This is a genomic window from Priestia veravalensis, assembly GCF_001457055.1.
Lineage (GTDB): Bacteria > Bacillota > Bacilli > Bacillales > Bacillaceae_H > Priestia > Priestia flexa.
Map to the genome: position 1 here is coordinate 58,477 of NZ_KQ758634.1, position 21,384 is coordinate 79,860.

General features: G+C 39.1%; 20 protein-coding genes. 6 read left to right on the plus strand and 14 right to left on the minus strand.

Annotated features, from left to right (window positions below):
- Positions 1-5: 5 nt before the first annotated feature.
- From AS180_RS05840 to AS180_RS05855, 4 genes are all read right to left on the minus strand, one after another.
- Complete coding sequence (locus AS180_RS05840) at positions 6-1,118, minus strand: acyl-CoA dehydrogenase family protein (protein ID WP_062686537.1); 1,113 nt, start codon at positions 1,116-1,118, stop codon at positions 6-8.
- 11 nt (positions 1,119-1,129) lie between these two features.
- Positions 1,130-1,984, minus strand: coding sequence for a 3-hydroxybutyryl-CoA dehydrogenase (locus AS180_RS05845; protein ID WP_025908725.1), 855 nt, complete (start codon positions 1,982-1,984; stop codon positions 1,130-1,132).
- Between the two features lie 15 nt (positions 1,985-1,999).
- Positions 2,000-3,178 carry an acetyl-CoA C-acetyltransferase gene (locus AS180_RS05850; protein WP_025908724.1) on the minus strand — a complete coding sequence of 393 codons (1,179 nt, stop codon included), beginning with the start codon at positions 3,176-3,178 and terminating at the stop codon, positions 2,000-2,002.
- Positions 3,179-3,320: 142 nt separating this feature from the next.
- Complete coding sequence (locus AS180_RS05855) at positions 3,321-5,435, minus strand: 4Fe-4S dicluster domain-containing protein (RefSeq protein ID WP_025908723.1); 2,115 nt, start codon at positions 5,433-5,435, stop codon at positions 3,321-3,323.
- Between the two features lie 191 nt (positions 5,436-5,626).
- Between AS180_RS05855 and cls the strand changes: the two genes are divergently transcribed.
- Positions 5,627-6,823 (plus strand): cardiolipin synthase, encoded by a 1,197-nt coding sequence (gene cls / locus AS180_RS05860; RefSeq protein WP_035320294.1) that lies wholly within the window; start codon positions 5,627-5,629, stop codon positions 6,821-6,823.
- 22 nt (positions 6,824-6,845) lie between these two features.
- Positions 6,846-7,799: a UV DNA damage repair endonuclease UvsE gene (gene uvsE / locus AS180_RS05865; protein WP_025908721.1), complete on the plus strand. Its 954-nt coding sequence runs from the start codon at positions 6,846-6,848 to the stop codon at positions 7,797-7,799.
- Positions 7,800-7,828: 29 nt separating this feature from the next.
- On the opposite strand, the gene argS is transcribed toward uvsE, so the two are convergent.
- The 4 genes from argS to speE form a co-directional block, all read right to left on the minus strand.
- Positions 7,829-9,499, minus strand: a complete 1,671-nt coding sequence (gene argS / locus AS180_RS05870; RefSeq protein WP_062686538.1) for an arginine--tRNA ligase — start codon at positions 9,497-9,499, stop codon at positions 7,829-7,831.
- Positions 9,486-9,935, minus strand: coding sequence for a YwiB family protein (locus tag AS180_RS05875; protein WP_062686539.1), 450 nt, complete (start codon positions 9,933-9,935; stop codon positions 9,486-9,488). The genes argS and AS180_RS05875 overlap by 14 nt, the downstream gene beginning before the upstream one ends.
- A 156-nt stretch (positions 9,936-10,091) precedes the next feature.
- Positions 10,092-10,970, minus strand: a complete 879-nt coding sequence (speB, locus tag AS180_RS05880; protein WP_061785339.1) for an agmatinase — start codon at positions 10,968-10,970, stop codon at positions 10,092-10,094.
- A 222-nt stretch (positions 10,971-11,192) separates the two neighbouring features.
- Entirely contained in the window at positions 11,193-12,020 is an 828-nt protein-coding gene (gene speE, locus AS180_RS05885) for a spermidine synthase (protein WP_025908717.1), read from the minus strand.
- A gap of 369 nt (positions 12,021-12,389) precedes the next feature.
- Between speE and AS180_RS05890 the strand changes: the two genes are divergently transcribed.
- Entirely contained in the window at positions 12,390-14,462 is a 2,073-nt protein-coding gene (locus tag AS180_RS05890; RefSeq protein ID WP_025908716.1) for a transglycosylase domain-containing protein, read from the plus strand.
- Positions 14,463-14,502: 40 nt separating this feature from the next.
- Here AS180_RS05890 and AS180_RS05895 read toward each other — a convergent pair whose 3' ends face one another.
- Complete coding sequence (locus AS180_RS05895) at positions 14,503-15,012, minus strand: YwhD family protein (RefSeq protein WP_025908715.1); 510 nt, start codon at positions 15,010-15,012, stop codon at positions 14,503-14,505.
- Between the two features lie 18 nt (positions 15,013-15,030).
- Positions 15,031-15,678, minus strand: a complete 648-nt coding sequence (locus tag AS180_RS05900; RefSeq protein WP_062686540.1) for a site-2 protease family protein — start codon at positions 15,676-15,678, stop codon at positions 15,031-15,033.
- Between the two features lie 146 nt (positions 15,679-15,824).
- On the opposite strand from AS180_RS05900, the gene AS180_RS05905 reads away from it, so the two are divergent.
- Complete coding sequence (locus AS180_RS05905) at positions 15,825-16,010, plus strand: 2-hydroxymuconate tautomerase (RefSeq protein WP_025908713.1); 186 nt, start codon at positions 15,825-15,827, stop codon at positions 16,008-16,010.
- A 63-nt stretch (positions 16,011-16,073) separates the two neighbouring features.
- Here AS180_RS05905 and AS180_RS05910 read toward each other — a convergent pair whose 3' ends face one another.
- The 3 genes from AS180_RS05910 to AS180_RS05920 all read right to left on the minus strand — a co-directional run bounded on the left by AS180_RS05910 (position 16,074) and on the right by AS180_RS05920 (position 18,257).
- On the minus strand, positions 16,074-16,589 hold the full coding sequence (locus AS180_RS05910) for a YwgA family protein (protein ID WP_025908712.1): 516 nt from the start codon (positions 16,587-16,589) through the stop codon (positions 16,074-16,076).
- A 29-nt stretch (positions 16,590-16,618) separates the two neighbouring features.
- A complete protein-coding gene (locus AS180_RS05915) occupies positions 16,619-17,920 on the minus strand; it encodes an HD domain-containing protein (RefSeq protein ID WP_025908711.1) in 1,302 nt (433 codons plus the stop codon).
- Positions 17,921-18,032: 112 nt separating this feature from the next.
- Positions 18,033-18,257 (minus strand): YuzB family protein, encoded by a 225-nt coding sequence (locus AS180_RS05920; RefSeq protein ID WP_025908710.1) that lies wholly within the window; start codon positions 18,255-18,257, stop codon positions 18,033-18,035.
- 209 nt (positions 18,258-18,466) lie between these two features.
- Between AS180_RS05920 and AS180_RS05925 the strand changes: the two genes are divergently transcribed.
- Together AS180_RS05925 and AS180_RS05930 are read left to right on the plus strand one after the other, a co-directional pair.
- Positions 18,467-19,132, plus strand: coding sequence for an RsfA family transcriptional regulator (locus tag AS180_RS05925; RefSeq protein WP_025908709.1), 666 nt, complete (start codon positions 18,467-18,469; stop codon positions 19,130-19,132).
- 124 nt (positions 19,133-19,256) lie between these two features.
- The gene (locus AS180_RS05930; protein ID WP_025908708.1) at positions 19,257-20,111 is read left to right on the plus strand and encodes an octanoyl-[GcvH]:protein N-octanoyltransferase; all 855 of its coding nucleotides are present in this window, start codon (positions 19,257-19,259) and stop codon (positions 20,109-20,111) included.
- Positions 20,112-20,144: 33 nt separating this feature from the next.
- Here the strand turns inward: AS180_RS05930 and pta are convergent, their stop codons facing one another.
- On the minus strand, positions 20,145-21,116 hold the full coding sequence (gene pta, locus AS180_RS05935) for a phosphate acetyltransferase (RefSeq protein ID WP_025908707.1): 972 nt from the start codon (positions 21,114-21,116) through the stop codon (positions 20,145-20,147).
- Positions 21,117-21,384 lie beyond the last annotated feature (268 nt).

Genomic DNA, 21,384 nt, shown 5'->3' on the forward strand with positions numbered 1-21,384 from the left:
CCAGTTTATAAAGATTTACTGATTACGATACGCTGAATTTCACTTGTTCCCTCATAAATTTCACATACCTTTGCATCTCGGAATAAACGTTCTACAACATTTCCTTGTATCACTGCTCCAACTCCAATAAGTTGAATGGCTTCCGTCGTAAGATTCATTGCAGCTTGCGAAGCAAAAAGCTTTGCCATTGAAGCTTGTTTTGTACACTTCATGCCTTGCTGATATAAATAAGCTGCGCGATAAACGAGTAGCCGAGCTGCTTCCACTTGAGTTTCCATATCAGCAAGCTTTCCTTGTTGAAGAATACTCTCCTTTTCTTCCGTGAATACTATATTTTTGTTCGCTTCATAAAGGGCTCCTTCTGCAATTCCCAGGGACTGCGCTGCAATGCCAATTCTCCCTGCATCTAAGTTGGCCATCGCAATCTTAAAGCCCTCTCCCTCATTCCCAAGGCGATTAGAAACTGGTACTTTCATATTTTCAAAGTGCAACTGCACAGTACGAGATCCATGCAAGCCCATCTTCTTTTCATCTTTTCCAACGTGAAACCCAACCATATTTTTCTCTACAATAAAAGCCGTGATTCCTTTGGAACCTAAGCTGCTGTTAGTTTTTGCAAACATAATGTACGTATCTGCTTCTCCGCCGTTTGTAATAAAAACTTTGGAACCGTTTACAATATAGTGGTTTCCTTGTTTCTCAGCATTTGTTTTTAGACTAGATGCATCAGATCCTGCATTTGGTTCGGTTAAAGCAAAAGCGCCTAAATATATTCCTCGGGATAATTTCGTGACATACTTCTGCTTTTGTTCATCCGTTCCAAAACGAAGGATTGGATTAGTACCAACGGACGTATGAACGGATAAAATAACGCCTAAAGCAGGGCTTACTTTGGATATTTCATGAATTGTCATGGTATATGAAATAAAATCGAGCTCTTGACCACCGTAAACCTTTGGAATGGGAATCCCAAGTAGGCCTGCATCTCCCATTACTTTTAAGGTCTCTTTTGGAAACTCTCCGTTTTCCATTTTTGGAACCACTTTTATCACTTCATCCGCAACAAATTTACGAATGAGGTGTTGAAAGCTGAGCTGTTTATCCGTAAAAGCAAGCATCTCACCACTCCTTACTTGTCATATGTAAAAAAGCCACGGCCTACTTTCTTTCCTAGCCAACCTGCTTTTACATATTTTCTTAGCAACGGACACGGTCGATATTTATCGTCTCCAAATCCTTTGTGAAGTGTTTCCATAATAAATAGACAGGTATCTAAGCCAATAAAATCAGCTAGCGTCAGCGGTCCCATTGGATGGCGCATGCCAAGCTTCATCACTGCATCAATATCTTCTTTCCTTGCAACACCTTCATATAACGTATAAATGGCTTCATTAACCATCGGCATCAAAATTCGGTTTGATACAAATCCAGGAAAATCTTCTACTTCTACGGGAACTTTATTTAAGCGCTCAGACGTTTCGTGAATCACTTTATACACTTCATCGCTTGTAGCTAACCCTCGAATAATTTCAACTAACTTCATCACAGGTACTGGGTTCATAAAATGCATTCCAATGACTTGTTGAGGTCGGCTCGTTGCGGCTGCAATTTCTGTAATAGGCAGTGAAGATGTATTGGTAGCCAAGATTGTATGAGGTGGCATAAGTTGATCTAGCTCTTTGAAGAGTGATTGCTTAACCTCCATTTTCTCCACGACGGCTTCCACTACTAAATCCACTTGCGCTGCATTAGAAAGAGACGAAATTGGATAAAGCCTATTCATAACTTCATCCTTTTCAACTTTTGTCATAGCTGCTTTTTCTACTTGACGATTTAATTGCTTATCGATAAATGCGATTCCTTTTTTGATCTGTTCTTCTGACATATCGTAAAGTGAAACGTGGTAATTTGACGTCATAAAAACTTGAGCAATTCCTAGTCCCATTTGTCCTGCTCCGATTACAAGTACGTTCTTAATATCCATGACCTTCTCCCCTTTTTAATGTACTTCTACCATCACAGCGTCCCCTTGGCCACCGCCACTACAAATTGCCGCAATTCCTAAGCCACCCCCACGGCGCTTTAGTTCGTGAATAAGAGTAACTAGAATCCTCGCTCCGCTTGCTCCAATTGGATGGCCAAGTGCGATAGCTCCTCCGTTTACGTTCACTTTATCAGCGGGTAAGTTCGCTACCTGCATACTCATAAGCGCTACGGCTGCAAAAGCCTCATTAATCTCAAATAAATCAATATCTTGAACGGTTTTATTGCAACGCTTTAACAACTTCTCTATTACTAACCCTGGCGTAATAGGGAAGTTTTGTGGCTCAACAGCTAATGATGTATGACCTACAATTGTTGCCATTTGTTGATAACCATTTTTCTTTGCTTCTTCTTCGTCCATTACAAGTAGAGCTGCTGCGCCATCATTTACACCAGGTGCGTTTCCCGCAGTAATTGTTCCGTCATGATTGAATACTGGTCGCAGTGTGCTAAGTCTCTCATATGAAGTATCATGACGAGGCCCTTCATCTTGCTTAACTACTTCTGTTCCTTTACGCATCTTTACATCAATGGCCACAAGCTCATCCTGCCACTTCCCCTCTTTCTCAGCTTGAACGGCCAGCTGATGACTACGCAATGCCCATTCATCTTGCTTTTCCCGGGAAATATTCAGTTCACTTGCCAATCGATTTCCGTAAGTCCCCATATGAACTCCTGTAAAGCTACATGTTAAGCCATCATGAATCATCAAATCTTTCGCTTGGCCATCTCCCATTCGAAAGCCCCATCTTGCTTTTGGTAACAGATATGGTGCATTGCTCATAGACTCCATTCCTCCGGCCACAACCGCTGAAGCTTCTCCTAAACGAATATACTGATCTGCTAACATCACGCTTCTCATTCCTGATGCACATACTTTGTTAATCGTTTCTGTTTGCACACTCCAAGGTAAACCAGCATGATGCAACGCTTGACGAGATGGCAATTGTCCTTGCCCCCCTTGAAGCACACAGCCCATAATAACCGAATCAATGTTTTCCGCTTCTACACCAGCATGCTGAACCGCGGATTTTATAGCGTGGCCACCGAGCTCTGAGGCAGTTAGTGAGCTTAAAGCTCCTCCTAATTTACCAAAAGGCGTACGCACAGCACTGACAATGACAGATCTCCTCATCTATAACTCCCCCTTTTCCTATTGAACGTTTGCTCAACTTGATGACAAACAAAATCTCTATCTCTTACAAGGTTGTAGCCCCCGTTCTTTTAGTAGCATTTGGGGGCTTTAAACCTTCATCCTTCTGTAGTAAACTCCCTTATCATACAGGTTGTTTTGCTTCGTTTATGCCAAAAATTGATTTTTCTAAGAGCTCTGCTACATCATATGTTCCTACTTTTTCTTCAACTTCTTTCGCTTTTGTACCATCGCTAATCATCGTTAAACAGTACGGACAGCCAGAGCTAATAATGCCTGGGTTTACTTCCAAGGCTTGTTCTGTACGCGCGACGTTGATTCGTTGACCAGAGGTCTCTTCTGCCCACATGAGCCCTCCTCCTGCACCACAACACATTCCACTTTCACGATTTCGAGCCATCTCAACCATTTTCACTCCTGGAATTGCTTTTAAAATTTCACGCGGCGGGTCATATACTTCGTTATATCTGCCTAAATAGCAGGAATCATGAAACGTAACGGTTTCTTCAATTGGAAAGTTGGGCTTTAACTTTCCTTCTTTCACAAGCTGTGCTAAAAGCTCCGTATGATGATACACTTCTGCTTCTAACCCAAAGTCTGGATATTCATTTTTGAAAATGTTATATGCATGAGGATCAATCGTGACAATCTTTTTCACTTCGTTCTTTTCAAATTCCTCAATGTTCTTAGAAGCTAACTCTTGGAATAAGAACTCGTTTCCTAATCGACGCGGCGTATCTCCAGAGTTTTTCTCTTTGTTTCCTAAGATAGCAAACTTAACTCCTGCTTCATTTAGCAGTTTTGCAAAAGCAAGCGCAATCTTTTGACTTCGATTATCGTAAGCTCCCATCGAACCGACCCAAAATAAATATTCAAATTCTTCTCCACTCTTCTTCATTTCTTTAACCGTCGGTACATGAATATCTTCTCGCATTTCTCTCCAAGTTTCTTTTTCTTTACGATTTAATCCCCATGGATTTCCTTGACGCTCGATGTTCGTCATCGCTCTTTGAGCATCCGGATCCATTTTCCCTTCTGTTAAAACTAAAAAGCGACGAAGATCAATGATTTTATCCACATGTTCGTTCATTACTGGACACTGATCTTCACAATTACGACAGGTCGTACACGCCCAAATCTCTTCCTCTGTAATGACTTCTCCTATTAAAGACGGGTTGTATTCCAAAGTAGCTGCTACTTCGCTGCTGCTTTGGCTTGCTCCCATGACCGCAAGCTGGTTTCCTTTTGTATTGGCAAAAGCATACGTAGGCACCCAAGGCGCTCTGGACGTTACGACAGCACCCTTTTCAGTCAAGTGATCGCGTAGTTTCAAAATTAAATCCATCGGTGAAAGCATTTTCCCTGTCCCAGTCGCTGGACACATGTTTGTACATCGTCCACACTCTACGCATGCATATAAGTCGATGAGTTGGTTTTGTGTAAAATCTTCAATTTTCCCTACACCAAATGTTTCTTGAGACTCGTCTTCAAAATCGATTTTCTCTAACTTCCCTGGCTTAGAAACGCGATTGAAAAACACGTTCGCTGGACCTGCAATTAAATGGGCATGCTTAGACTGCGGTACGTAAACTAAAAATGCTAATAAAACAAGTAAGTGAATCCACCATGCTACATAGAAGATGACAATAGATGCGGTTTCGCCAATTCCATTCAAAAGAAAGGCAACGGATGATGCAATTGGCTCAGTCCACGCTAAGTCATGGTTGTGCCAGATTAGTGACATCCCATTTCCAATTAGTACTGAAAGCATCAAGCTACCGATAAACAAAAGAACCAAACCTGATTTAAACCCTCTTTTTAATCGAACAAGCTTTTCAACATAACGGCGGTGAAAAGCCCATATAACCGCAACTAAAATCAAGACAGTTATAATTTCTTGAAAGAATGTAAAGCCTGGATATAGCGGACCTAATGGCAGATGCGCTCCAGGAACTAACCCCTTTAAAATAAAATCAATCGCACCGAACTGAACTAGAATAAATCCGTAGAAAAAAAGAACGTGGATGATTCCACTTTTCTTATCTTTTAATAATTTTTTTTGGCCAAAAACATTTACCCATACTTTGTTCAGTCTTTCTTTTAGTTTTTGATCAAACTCCACTTTCTTACCTAATTGGATGTACATTAACCTCGTTCGAATTAAGTAAATAAACAACGACCCTGCGTAAGCGGTTACAATTAGAAATAAAATTAAATTGGCCCACAATAAAGCTGACACATAATTCCCTCCTTCTCCCTGATGAAAATTTAGAAAATAATGAACTTTTCTTCATTTTATATAATGAATGAACATTCAGTCAACATATTTTCTTTCTTTTTTGTTCATATTCTATTTAAACGAGGTGAAACTAAGAACAGAAATAAGATGATTATCGTGAATTATTCGGTTGATGGAGGGTGGGAAAGGAAATGTTGGCTACTGTAATTATTTTAATCGTTATTTTGATTGTCGCATGGTTTGCCATTGATTTAGGTGTTGGCAAAAAGGAACTCATGCAAAAAGAGCGTACATTTCCAATGCGTCAAGCATCTCTCAAACTTTTCACTGATGGAACGAAGTTTTACAATGACTTGTTTAAATCAATCGAACAAGCAAAACATTCCATTCACATTTCTTTTTATATTGTCAAAAACGATGAGGTTAGCAAAAAATTTGTGGATCTTCTCTGCGAAAAGGCAAATCAGCAAGTTGACGTTCGGCTACTCGTTGACCGCATCGGTAGCATAAAGCTCAATCGGAAGATGAGAAAACACCTTCTGGCTTGCGGAGTGAAGTTTTCATTTAGTCGTCGGCTAAAATTCCCTTATTTATTTTATACAATAAACGCAAGGAATCATCGAAAAATGACTATTATCGACCAGTCCATCGGCTACATTGGAGGGTTTAATATTGGCCAAGAATATTTAGGCTTAGATCCCACATTAGGAACGTGGAAAGATTATCACTTAAAAGTAACGGGAGAAGCAGTAAATGATTTGCAAACGCAGTTTTTAAGAGATTGGAGCTCATCTATGAACGATGAAGAGCAGCACGAAGAGGTAATTGACAGACAAATAAAAGACCCCTCTATGCAAATCGTGCAATTCCGCTCAACGGAAGGTGTTTCCTTAGAAGATCATTTCTTGCACATCATCAATGAAGCAAAAAATGAACTTTGTATTGGAACTCCTTATTTTATCCCAACAGAATCTTTAATGGCGGCTATTTTAAAAGCGCGTAAACGAGGCGTAACGGTGTATATCCTTATCCCAATGAGAGCAGATCACCCACTCGTTCGCGATGCAGCCTTCTCTTATCTTCCTGCTTTAGTCGAAGCGGGGTGCCAGATTCATCAATTTTATTATGGTTTCTATCACGGAAAAGTTATGATTGCTGATGAGCGAATTTGTGATGTGGGAACTGCTAACTTTGATAAAAGAAGCTTGTTTTTAAACGGAGAAATCAATTGCTTTATCTTTGACCCTGTTTTTATTAAGCATGTAAAAGAAACGTTCCACACCTTTTTACACGACTGTCCTCTTCTTTCTTTATCTGATATAAAAAAGCGGACTTGGTTTGATAAATTTAAACAAGGGGTAGCTACGTTTATATCCCCACTTTTATAGCTATGAAAAGGAGTTAACAGACATGAATGTCAGATTTGGCTATGTTTCCCACGCTTTGTCCTTGTGGGACTGCTCACCTGCAAAAACGTTAACGTTTGCACGCTGGAGTAAACTCTCAAAAGAGGAACGCATAGAGAAGTTATATGAAGTTACGCAACAGAACTTGTACCATACAAAACGAGCTTTACATTATAACATTGCACATGAAATCATGCTTTACCGTCTTTCTTCTTCCCTTGTTCCTTTAGCTACTCATCCTGAAGTCGCATGGGATTTTGTAACACCTTTTCAACAAGAATGGAAAGAACTTGGTCACTTAGTAAAGTCTCATCATCTACGGATAAGCTTTCATCCTAACCAGTTCACTTTGTTTACGAGTGATAAGCCGCAGATTACTGACAATGCTGTTTTAGATATGAACTATCACTATCAAATGCTAGAAGCAATGGATGTGGTAGATGGATCGTTAATTAACATTCATGTTGGTGGAGCCTACGGAGATAAGGTTAAGGCCTTGGAGCGTTTTCAACAAAACTTAAAGAAGCTTCCAATGCATATTAAAAAGCAGATGACGCTTGAAAACGATGATAAAACCTACACAACAGAAGAAACGTTAGAAGTTTGTGAAAAAGAGCAAATTCCGCTTGTATTTGACTTTCACCACCATCAAGCAAACTTGGGAACACAGCCTCTTGAAGATTTACTACCACGGATTTTTGAAACCTGGAAGCATGTAAATATCAGACCTAAGGTACATATCTCTTCACCAAAGTCCGAAAAAGCATTTCGCAGTCATGCTGATTACGTATCTTCTGAGTTTGTGAAGCCTTTTTTCCAACTAGCCAAAGAGCTGAATCAAAATTTTGATGTGATGATTGAAGCGAAACTAAAAGACCAAGCACTATTAAAGCTTGTAGAGGACTTATCCAAAATTCGCGGTGTAAAAAGAATTGGTGGAGCTACGCTAAAGATATAAAAAAACCCCCTTTGAAAGGGGATCTTTTATTACATTTTTTCAGGAGCCGAAACACCAATTAATTTCAATGCATTTTGTAGAGTAACCTGCACTGCTTTGATAAGCTCTAAGCGTGCTTTACTTGTTTCGATATTATCTGTGTCAATAACTTTCTCTGCGTTGTAGAAGCTGTGGAACGTTGATGCTAAGTCAAAGATATAGTTTGTAATACGGTGAGGAATGCGTTTTGTTGCCGCTTCAGAAACAGCTTGTGGAAACTCACCAATTTTCTTTAGTAGGTCCATTTCTTTCTCAGACTGAATTAGCGTATACTCTACGTTTCCTTTTGTTAATGCTTCAATTTCAGCACCTTGCTTTAAGATACTGCAAATACGAGCATGTGCATATTGTGCATAATATACAGGATTTTCGTTGGATTGAGAAACTGCTAAGTCTAAGTCGAAGTCTAAGTGCGTGTCTCCACTTCTCATTGCAAAGAAGTAGCGAGTTGCGTCTAAGCCAACCTCTTCTACAAGGTCTCGCATCGTTACAGCTTTACCTGTACGCTTACTCATCTTCATCTTTTCACCGTTTTGATACAGCTGAACCATTTGAATAATTTCAACTTCTAGCGTATCTTTTCCATAACCAAGGGCTTGGATTGCAGCTTTCATACGCGGAATGTAACCGTGGTGGTCAGCACCCCAAATGTTGATTAACTTGTCAAAGCCACGCTGAATTTTGTCTTGGTGATAAGCGATATCCGGCATTAAGTAAGTAAATGAACCATCGTTTTTAATTAATACTCGGTCTTTATCATCACCAAATGTTGTTGAACGGAACCATGTTGCTCCTTCTTCTTCATAAACGTGACCTTGTTGCTTTAACGTATCAAGCGCAACTTGAATTTTATCGTTTTTATATAGAGATGTCTCAGAGTACCATACATCGAATTTTACACGAAATTGCTCTAAATCACGCTTCAATTTTTCCAACTCATAATCTAATCCGTACTGGCGGAAAAACTCAAAGCGCTCTTTTTCATCAGCTTTTGCATACTGATCTCCATACTTTTCAGCTAACTCTTTACCAATGTTGATAATATCTTCACCATGGTAGCCATCGGCAGGCATTTCTTTGTCCATACCTAAAGCCTGCATATAACGCGCTTCCACTGAGTACGCTAAGTTGTTAATTTGGTTACCAGCATCATTGATATAATATTCACGAGATACATCATAACCTGCCTTAGCAAGAACATTACATAAAGAATCTCCTACAGCTGCGCCGCGAGCATGCCCTAAATGCAAATCTCCTGTTGGGTTTGCTGATACAAACTCAACCTGAACTTTTTCACCGTTTCCAACGTTTGATTCACCATAAGCTTCTCCTGCTTTTAAGATGGTTGGAATTAATTCTGTTAAATATGAGTTGTTCATGTAAAAGTTAATAAATCCAGGGCCCGCAATTTCAATTTTTTCAATTGAAGCTTTTGATTTATCAAACTGTGCTACTAGCTCTTCTGCAATAGCGCGAGGTGCTTTTTTTGCAATTCGTGCAAGCTGCATCGCCATATTTGTAGAATAATCACCGTGGGCTTTATCTTTTGGTACTTCTAACACGACTTCTGGTAGCTGATCTTTTGTTGCTAACTCAGCTTTTACAACTGCATCTTGAATCTCAGCTTTTAACTTACCTTGCACTTGTTCAACAATGTTCATGTTCTTCCTCCTTGAATGTTATCGTTACAGCGTAATTCCCTACCGATTGACCTTGCAATGTCAAATCGTACGTAAAAAAGAGATGACCTCTTTTTTGGAGCTTTTTATATTCAATGTTATGAGCATATGTCATCATATCCATACGGCCATAAGGACTCATATACGTTCCTTCAAGCTTAACTTTTTTACGAAAAGACTGCTTCATTTTTACGGCACCGGTACGGTTAATCGTTACTTCATCCTCTTTAATCTTCAGTAACGTTTTAATATCCCCTACTTCTTCTTGATGCTCCGTATACGTTAAATAAACCACTTCGTCTTTTTTATAATACGTTCCTTGAGCCTCAACCGCCTTTGTTTCCTTCATGTGTCCGTCTCGAATGTCCGTCACAATCTTAATTGCGATTGGCTTTTTAATCGTTGAAGCGTTATTCATCTCAAGACACTTCCTTAATTTTTACGAATACTTTATAACTTAAATAGTATAAACATTCCGAGACAAGAATTCAATAATACTTCAAGTTTTCGCTCATCTTGTAAAAAAGAGTAGGCCGCATTTCTATCAATGCAACCTACTCTTCTATATATTTGTTTAGCGCTTTTGAACCCAACCTAAAATCATTTCACGAATAAGCTTACTAGCTGTATTGGCCGTTTGCTCAGAGGAATCATAGATTGGAGCAACTTCTACTAAGTCTGCACCCACAACGCGGATATCTGATTTAGCAATCTCATGAATAGATGCTAATAGCTCTTTTGATGTTATGCCCCCCGCATCTACTGTACCTGTACCTGGGGCATGGGCTGGATCTAACACATCGATATCAATCGTTACATAAACTGGACGGCCCGCTAGCTTAGGTAAGATTTCTTTTAAAGGTTCTAATACTTCAAATTTAGAAATATGCATGCCGTTCTCTTTCGCCCATACAAATTCTTCTTTCATACCTGAACGAATACCAAATGAATAAACGTTGCTTGGCCCAATGTGCTCGGCAATTTTACGAATTGGTGTGGAGTGAGACAAAGGTTCACCTTCATACTCTTCACGTAAATCCGTATGCGCATCCATATGAATGATAGCAAGATCCGGATATTTCTTATACATCGCTTTCATAACTGGCCATGAAACCAAGTGCTCGCCACCCATTCCAAGCGGAAACTTATCGGCTGCTAATAGCTCATCGATATAGCCCTCAATCATGTCGATGCTTCGCTGTGCATTTCCAAAAGGAAGTGGAATATCACCAGCATCAAAATATTTTACTTCTTCAAGCTCACGATCTAAATATGCGCTATATTCTTCTAACCCAATTGATACTTCGCGAATACGAGTTGGACCAAAGCGAGACCCCGGTCGGTAGCTTACTGTCCAATCCATTGGCATACCGTATAGTACGGCTTCGCTTTCTTCAAAGCTAGGGTGACTTTTTATAAATACATTACCTGAATATGCTTCATCAAAACGCATGAGAATGCCTCCTTGTCATAAAAACAAGACGCCAAGCCTTTTGACTGACATCTTGTCTATGGTTTGTACTTTATCCGAGCTTAACTGGCAGTAAGGCTTCCGCTTCCAAGCTCAGGGAAAATCGCTGGAAGATAAGCAGAGGGCTACACTGTCCTTAAAAGCCCGATTGGTTGCACTAACAATGAGCGGGAGATGAAGCCTCCCACCAATTGAAGCTTCACCTTATTTTACTAAATCTGCTACAAACTTCGGTAAAGCAAATGCTGCTTTATGAAGCTCTTTCGTGTAATACTTTGTTTCGATATCAATAAAGCGATCTTCACTAACCTCTAGCGGATCATGCTTCTTAGAACCGATTGTGAACGTCCACAGACCACTTGGATACGTTGGAATGTTTGCTATATAAAGACGAGTAATCGGGAAAATTTCTTTTACATCACGCTGTACGTTTGTAATTAACTCTGGAGTAAACCAAGGGTTGTCCGTTTGAGCTACAAAAATTCCGTCTTCTTTTAACGCTTTTGAAATCCCAGCGTAGAAGCCTTTTGTAAATAAATTCACCGCTGGACCTACTGGCTCAGTTGAATCAACCATAATAACATCATATTCATTTTCGCTTTCTGCGATATGCATAAAGCCGTCGCCGACCTTTACCTCAACGCGCTCATTCTCCAATTCACCAGCAATCTCCGGTAAATACTTCTTAGAGTATTCAATAACTTTTCCATCAATTTCAACTAGCGTCGCTTTCTTTACGCTAGGATGCTTTAATACTTCACGGATTACGCCACCATCTCCGCCGCCTACTACTAAGACATTTTCAGGATTGGGATGTGTAAATAATGGCACGTGTGCCACCATTTCATGATAAACAAACTCATCTTTTTGAGTTGTCATTACCATTCCATCAAGAACTAGCATGTTACCAAACTCTTCTGTTTCAATCATGTCTAGCTTTTGAAACTCAGTTTGTTCTGTATGTAAAGTGCGCTTAATTTTCGCCGTAATTCCGAAATTCTTCGTTTGTTTCTCAGTAAACCATAATTCCATTTAAACTCTTCCCTTCTATTTTGAGAATTTAGCCTATGCATAGATTACCCTAACATAATTTATACAAACATGAAAAAAAGTATAGATGAATTTAAGTGAAAAGCAAAGGTTTTTTTTAGACTTCTAGGTTTAAAAGAGCTTTTTCTTTTTCATACTAAACTATATATTCCTTTAAATTGCTATAACCTCATTTCAAAAATCCTATATTTACCTAAACTACCTATATAAACCTACACATTAAAAGGCTTAAATAAATGGATCTAGCTCGTAAAAAAATCTTTTGATAATAAAAAGACTGTATCAATCTGGGTACCCTTTAAAACGTAACTTTTTTAGGAAACGAAGGAGTTAACTCATGAGGTGATGACAATGGAAACTGTATTAATTGAACACTTTAAGAAAGCTAGACGTCTTTTTCGCATTCTACTTGTTCTTGCACTTTTATGTACTGTATGTATTGGGATTGCTTATATCAGTATATTTTTATATGCCAAAATCGCTGGTCCACCTACGCTAACTGTCCCGCAAACCGCTATTTTCTATTCCAGCAATGGCAAAGTATTAGACGAATTACACAACGGTCAAAAACGCTATTGGGTCCCTCTAGAAAGCGTATCTGACAATATTAAAGAAGCTACATTAGCAGTTGAAGACAAGCGGTTTTATGATCATAACGGCTTTGATATTAAACGTATTGGCGGGGCAATTGTTGCCGATATTAAAGCAATGAGTAAGGTACAAGGTGCTAGCACAATTACGCAACAGTACGCACGAAATCTTTTTTTAGAACACGATAAAACATGGACAAGAAAATTCCAAGAAGCGCTTTATACCATTCGCCTGGAATTTAATTACGACAAGGATAAAATTTTTGAAGGTTATTTAAATACCATTTACTATGGACACGGCGCCTATGGAGTCGAGGCTGCTTCAAAAACGTATTTTAATAAAAAAGCAAAGGACTTAACGCTAAGTGAAGCTAGTATGCTAGCTGGGATTCCGAAAGGGCCTACTTACTATTCTCCTCTGCTTCATGAAGAAAATGCAAAAGAGCGTCAGCGCATCATCTTAAACTTACTTGTTGACCAAGGAAAAATTTCACAAAAAGAAGCGGATAAAGCATTTGTAACACCTTTGTTCTATGCAAAAAAAGCACAAGATGAAGCAAACGCAAAGAAACAAGATGCGTCTTACTTCATGAGTGCAGCTTTATCTCAGTTAACGAATGAATTGGGAATTACAGAAGCAATGATTCATTCAAATGGCTTACGCATTTACACAACGCTTGATATTGACGTGCAAAAGAAAGCAGAAGAAGCAATGAATACCGTTATGAATAAAGATTCTGATATTCAAACAGCATTTGTCGCAATGGATCCAAAAACAGGTGCAGTTAAAGCGCTCATTGGCGGTAGAGATTATAAGAAAAGCCCATTCAACAGAGCAACTCAAGCTGTGCGCCAGCCGGGCTCTACGATGAAGCCATTCTTATATTATGCTGCTTTAGCAGACGGCTTTACGGAATCTACCGCGATGCAAAGTGAAGAGACAACCTTCACGTTAGATGATGGGGTTTCAACATATAAACCCAGTAACTATAACAGCTACTATGCAAACAATCCCATTACACTAGCACAGGCTATTGCGCTGTCAGATAACATCTATGCTGTTAAAACACATTTATTTATCGGGGAGCACCGATTGGTCGAAACAGCTAAGTCATTAGGAGTTTCAACTCCACTGAAGCAGGTACCGTCCCTTGCTCTTGGAACATCTCCTGTTCGCGTGATTGATATGGTCAATGCATATGGCATTTTTGCAAACGGTGGAAAAGAAATTTCACCAACATTCATTAAGCGCATTGAAACAGCTGATGGAGACATGGTGTATGAAGCACCTCAAGAAAAGAAACAAATTGTTGACAAGCGATTAGCATTTCTAACAACGCATTTGATGACAGGCATGTTCCAAAAAGAATTAAACGGCTATACAACAGTAACTGGAAAGCCAATTCTAAAATACTTGTCAAGAGATTATGCTGGTAAATCTGGTACTACGCCGACGGATAGCTGGATGATTGGCTACACCCCTCAGCTTGTATCAGGTGTTTGGGTAGGCTATGACCAAGGCAAACAGATTGAGCGTGTTGAAGAAAAAGCTTATGCAAAAAAAATGTGGGCATTGTTTATGGAAGATGCGCTTGAAGGAAAGAAGAAACAAGCATTCAAAGCACCAAAAGGGTTAGTCAGCGTAAATATTAACCCCGAAACGGGGGATATCGCAACAAAGTCCTGTTCGAAAAAATATAAAGCATACTATTTAACAGGTACCCAACCGACTACGTATTGTCGCGATAAAGGCGTTTCTGAAGAGAAAAACCAGGCGCCACAGAAGCAGAAAGAACAAGATGGATTCTTTCATCGCCTCCGCGATTGGTTTTAAAAAGGAGAGGCCCTCAGTCTAAGCTGAGGGCCTCTCCTTTTTATGATAAAGCTTCTTTTAGTTCATCACTAGAACGTTCCCATATTTCCTTATCATGAGCAGATAGAAAATCTTTTAAGATTGCTTTTGACTTATTATCCATTTCGTCTACCATAATGCGACGCTTCATAGATTTATCCATCTTATTTACATGCTCTGGAAGCGACTTATAACCGCGGCGAATTTCACGATCTACGGTCATTTCACATGCCGTTACGCCAGCATAATAAGGGCCTGCTGGATTGCGGTCAATGGTTACCCAGACAAGCCAATAGAGCTTGCCGTTAGGAACTTCGTCTTTGTTCGATAAAAACTTAATTCCCTTTTCAACCACGCTTCGAGCATGCATCGCACCGATATCAACAAAAGCTTCTTCGTCTGATGGGCATACAAAAACAGGTGAAATATTTTCTAAGCTTAGCGCACCAACTCCAAAGCCTCCATGTCCATCTGTTGAATCATTCTTAATAATATTAAATCCAATATTCTTCTTTTTTTTCGGTTGATCCATTGTTAAAACGCTCCTTACTTAAGTTAATAAAGGTCCCAGAAGTTGTTGAAATAGCTCAACAAAAAATGGGATTCCAATGTCATATATAGGGGCAATGATATAGCGATCGAGCGGTGTAATAATCAACACTAAAAATAACAAGATTCCCCACGACTCATACTGCGTCATTTTTGCTCGCACTGTGTTTGGAACAAGATCTTCTACGATACGGTAGCCATCGAGCGGCGGAAATGGCAGCAAATTAAATAAAAATAAAACAATATTAATGGTGATAAACATATTAAAAAACTTATATAGTGGATCTATATAACCAGCAAACTGCAAAATCAAAAACCAACCAAGAACCCCTAAAAATGCAAGGAATAAGTTACTAAGCGGCCCTGCAATTGAAACCAATACGCCGGCTAGACGGGGATTCTTAAAGAAAAAGCGATTAACTGGTACGGGCTTAGCCCATCCAAATCCCACTACCAGTAGGAGAATTGTTCCTAGTGGATCTAAATGTGAAAGAGGCGATAGTGTCAAACGCCCTTGTTTCTTTACCGTCTCGTCTCCAAACTTGTATGCAACAAAAGCATGAGCAAATTCATGTAGCGTAAATGCGATAATTAGCGTAATAGCAACGTACGGAATATATTCAAGCGGAAAAGCTAAAAATTGATTCACTCGCTCTCTCCTTTATAATCATTCTGAATTACAATAATACATCGAGTATACTATAATTTAATTATTTCATCATTAGATGAGGGTGTATTTTTCAATGTAAAAGGACTACACTGAAGAAGACACTGAAGAAAAGGAGTGAAATTAGTATGCCATATGTAACAGTAAAAATGCTTGAAGGTCGCACTGAAGATCAAAAAAGAGCCCTTGTTGAAAAAGTAACGGCTGCTGTATCTGAAACAACAGGTGCCCCTTCTGAAAAGATTGCGGTTTTTATTGAAGAAATGTCAAAAAACCACTATGCAGTAAACGGTAAACGATTAAGCGACCAATAAACTACATATCGTTTATTCATTGAACAAAGCCCTCTGAACGGATGCAGAGGGCTTTGCTTTGTATTAGTGAACACGGTCAAACATCACTGCTTTTAAATTTTCAATATATGCATATGCTTGTTCAATATCTTCTTCTGTATAGTTCTGTTTACTCTTTAACGTAAACACTTTTTCACTCACTTCTTCTTTCGATAACCCATCAAAGTATAAAATCGTTGAGACAAGCTCTAAAAATTTTGAAGACTGGTTGTTCATATCCGTCATGACTTCCTCTAGGTGGGGTAACTCTAGCTCATAATGGCTTAAGAATTCATTTCCAGCCTGAGTTAGCGCGTATCGGTACTGCATGTAGCCACCCTTATTTTCTTTCAATTCCTGCAAGAAGCCTAGATTACACAATTCTTCTACTCGAAGGGTAAGCTCTTCTGAATATGGACCAAAAAAATGGAAATTATAGCGTTCATAAAAAGGAAACTCTAGCTTTTTTCCAATAAAAATCATTTTTTGGAGCTTTTTTCTCCCTACAATTTCTCCTGCTGCTGAGAACACTTTAATAATCTTCGCGTGATCATTTAACACAGCCCTTTCAACTCCTATACTATTTAACTCTAATTACTTTTTAATAGCTGTAAAATTTGTTCTTTCACTTTTCTTTTTGACGATAGCTGGTCAATTAAATCTTGTGGAAAATAAAGTTTGTGATCCGTTCGTTTTTTCCCCGAAATCGATTCAACAATTTCAGACTGTCGCGATAGCTCCCTTACTTCATCATTTGGCATCAACAAATGGATTGGCAAGCGTTCTTCTTCTTCACCTGGACGATAAAAGTCGTACGGTAAGTCACTGGATGAATCAACAACTAAATAATAATCAGGGTCAATTCCAGCTTTTTTAAATAATGTTGTTAGCTCCATCCACATCTTCATTTGAAGGTTTGGATTGAACTCAATGTATTTAAATAGGTTACGGTTCATAAATCTGCGACATAAATCCGCTAAAATATTATCTTCTTCATCTTGCCAAGCCTGAAAATAAAACATGACAACAGACTCGTCCAGCCTTAAGTACTCTTCGAGCGATATTTCATCTTTAAAAATAGAGTAAAAATGAACAGGTGGCTGGCGAAACTCATAGGATTTTTGATGAAGTTCTTTCGCACGATGTAGAATTTTAGTTAAGATAACTTCTGCACTACGAGTTACAGGGTGAAAATAAATCTGCCAATACATTTGGTAGCGACTCATGATGTAATCCTCAACTGCATGCATACCGCTATGCTTAATGACAGCTTGATCTTCTTGTGGACGCATTACGCGCAGGATACGCTCCATATCGAAGTGTCCATAGCTTACCCCCGTATAATAGGCATCACGCTGTAAATAATCCATTCGATCGGCGTCGATTTGGCTTGAAATCAAGCTTACAACCAGCTTATTTTTATACGTTTTTGCAATAACTTCTGCTACTTTTTTCGGAAAATCTGCTCCAGCTTTTTTCAATACACGGTTTACTTCTGTATTCCCCAAAATAATCGCTTGAGTAAACTCTTCATGATCAAGGTGAAATACTTTTTCAAAAGAATGAGAGAATGGACCATGCCCTAAATCGTGTAGAAGCGCTGCGCATAAACAAAGAAGTCGTTCATCATCGTCCCATTCTGGACGATTTCGAAACACATCATCAATGATTCGGCGAACAATCTCATATACTCCTAGAGAGTGATTAAAACGACTATGTTCGGCACCGTGAAACGTTAAATAGGTTGTTCCAAGCTGGCGAATTCGACGTAAACGCTGAAATTCAGATGTACCGATCAGCTCCCAAATCAATCGGTCTCGTACGTGGATGTAGCGATGTACAGGGTCTTTAAATACTTTTTCTTCACTAAGTTTTTCATTTAGATATGCCATTTACATACCTCTCTATCTTGACGTTGTTAGTATGTCTTCTTCGACAAGGTGTTTAAAAATTCCTAGTCAGAATAAAAAATCACCTTTTGCTTAGAACAAAGGTGATTTTATTTTATTTGTTTAGTTTTTTCTCAATTTTTTCAATTAGCTCGTCCTCTGTTGGTGCAGCTACAGGGCGATTATTTACAAATGCAAATGATTTTTTACGTCCTGGACCACAGTACGATTGACAGCCCACTTTCACATCTGCACATGCATCTATTTTTTGAAGTCGAGGTAACAACGTCTTCACATTTGTTGCCTGACAATCATCACAAATTCTAAATTCATTTGCCATGCTGACACAATCCTTTCAAAAGTGCTTACACATATCTTTTTTTGCCTAAAGGGTATTTTACCGCTATTTGCATAGGAGTGCAAGTTTCGAAAAATGCCAAAATCTATCATACTTCTAGAAAAAATAGTATAACTATACGCTAATCTGTACATACTGAATACTACAAAACATGGTAGCTACCAATCATATAAAAATGAGGAGTGAAATACGTGAAAGATAGACAAGATGCGTGGACAGAAGAAAATGATTTACTTTTAGCAGAAACAGTTTTAAGACATGTAAGAGAAGGAAGCACTCAGTTAAACGCGTTTGAAGAAGTTGGAGATGAACTAAATCGTACGTCTGCGGCTTGCGGATTTCGCTGGAATGCCGTGGTAAGACATCAGTATGAAAAAGCGCTCCAGCTCGCGAAAAAACAGCGTAAGCAACGCATGCGTGCCCTCGGACAAGAACAAGGTAAGAAAAAGCTTTTATATACACCACCTACACCAAGTATAGAAAACGTTACAGAGGAAGTGTACGAAGCAATACCAGTCTCTTCCCCTACTATAACAACTTCTAACGACGATTTATCGATTGACGTAGTCATCCGCTATTTAGAAACATTTAGAGGCCAAACTGGAAACATGCAAGCAATTCAACATGAGAATTCTCGTTTACGTAAGGAAAATGATGACCTACATCGTAAAATCCAAGAGCTTGAAAAACAAGTAACTCAACTTGAAGCAAATGCTACTACTATTCAAGAAGACTATGAAACATTGATGCAAATCATGAACCGTGCTCGCAAACTGGTGTTATTTGATGAAGAGGATCGCTCAGCGACTTCATTTAAAATGGATCGCAACGGGAATTTAGAAAAATTAGCTGAATAATACCAATCCAAAGGCGGCATTCTTATGCCACCTTTTTTCATGGGTTATAACCTAAGGCATACCAAACCCTAACGTTTAAATGTGCTATAATATGTTCGTTTACTTCATAAAGGAGTTATGGAACATGTCTATATATAAACCAAATCTTTTACTACAGCCAAAATGGCGCATCATTGATCAATCAAGCTTAGGTCCGGGCTTTGATGCAAAGCAATCTTTCGCGATAGATGATACGCTTTGCACAAGTGTTGGAAGAAACGCGTCTCCAGCTACGGTTCGCTCTTGGGTGCATCACGATACGATTGTTCTTGGTATCCAAGACACAAAGCTACCGCATTTAGCCGAGGGCATTCACTATTTGCAAGAACAAGGCTATAAACCAATTGTTCGTAACTCTGGAGGGCTAGCCGTCGTACTTGATGAAGGCGTACTGAACATTTCACTTATCTTTCCGGATGCAGAAAAAGGCATTGATATCGACCGCGGATATGATGCGATGTTTGATTTAATTAAAGCGATGTTTGCTTCTCACACAACTGATATTGAAGCAAAAGAAATTGTCGGTTCGTACTGTCCTGGAAGCTACGACTTGAGCATCGATGGTCAAAAATTTGCAGGTATCTCACAGCGTCGTGTACGAGGTGGAGTAGCTGTACAGATTTATCTCTGCGTATCAGGTGATGGAGCAAAAAGAGCCAGTGTTATTAAAGAATTTTACAAAAGAGGCCTACAAGAAGCTGAGACAAAGTTTACATACCCAACGATTGTTCCAGAGACAATGGCTTCTCTTTCACAGCTGTTAAACGTTGAATTAACCGTAAGCGATCTAATGATGCTAACGCTCCAAACATTACAATCCACCGGAGCTTCGTTAGAAATGATTCCCCTACAAGCAGCGGAACTTGAATTGTTTGATACACAGCTACAGCGAATGTATGACCGAAATGAAAAAGCACTAGGTTCTGTTCTAAACACATAAAAAAACGCCGTTTAACGGCGTTTTTTTATGCTTTTACAGTGCTTGAGCAGCTGTAATTAAAGCTAATTTGTATACATCCTCTTCGTTACAACCACGTGAAAGGTCGTTAACCGGCTTGTTTAAACCTTGAAGAATAGGACCAACCGCTTCAAAATTACCTAAGCGTTGAGCGATTTTGTATCCAATATTACCAGCTTCAAGACTTGGGAATACAAATACGTTTGCATCACCTTTTATATCTGAACCCGGTGCTTTCTTTTCAGCAACAGATGGTACAAATGCTGCATCAAACTGGAATTCACCGTCTAAAGTTAGGCTTGGCGCCATCTCTTTTGCAATTTTAACAGCTTCCGCTACTTTTTCAGTTTCCGGTGATTTAGCTGATCCTTTTGTTGAGAAGCTAAGCATTGCAACACGTGGATCTACATCAAACATGTTAGCTGTGCGTGCACTTTCAATTGCAATTTCAGCTAAGTCTTGGCTGTTTGGCGAAATGTTAATTGCACAGTCAGCAAATACGTACTTCTCGTCACCACGAACCATGATGAATACTCCTGATGTTTTTGTTACGCCTTCTCTTGTTTTAATAATTTGTAGCGCTGGACGCACTGTATCAGCTGTTGAATGTGCAGCTCCGCTTACAAGGCCATCTGCTTTACCCATATGAACAAGCATTGTGCCGAAGTAATTTTCGTCTAATAAAATTTTACGCGCCGCTTCTTCAGTCGCTTTTCCTTTACGACGTTCTACAAATGAAGCTACCATTTCATCAAATCCATCGTAGTTATGAGGATCAAAGATTTGCACTCCATCTAAAATTAAGTTCAAGCTTTTTGCTTTAGCTTGTACTTCTTCTTCGTTTCCAACAACGATTGGCGTTACGACTTTATCTGCAGCCAAACGAGCTACCGCTCCAAGAACACGCTCATCTAAACCTTCTGGGAATACGATTGATACATTGCTTGCAGATACCTTTTCTTTTAAACCAGTAAATAAATTGCTCAAACTAAGTCCTCCTCAATATGTTAAAAAACAGTTTCCACGTAATAGGATACTCCACTTCGAAAAAAAATCAAAGGCATGTCCTTTAACAATTTGATAACCATAAAAAGTCTTTAAATTCCTAAAATTCAATTAAATATACTTTCAACTTCCCTTTTATCATAGCGTAAATTGTGCTTTTTTAATCACAATTCATGAGCTTTTCAATCCAATCATTCGGATAAACTATGATATAGTAAAACTAGAAGTCATTATACTGTAATTTAGGAGT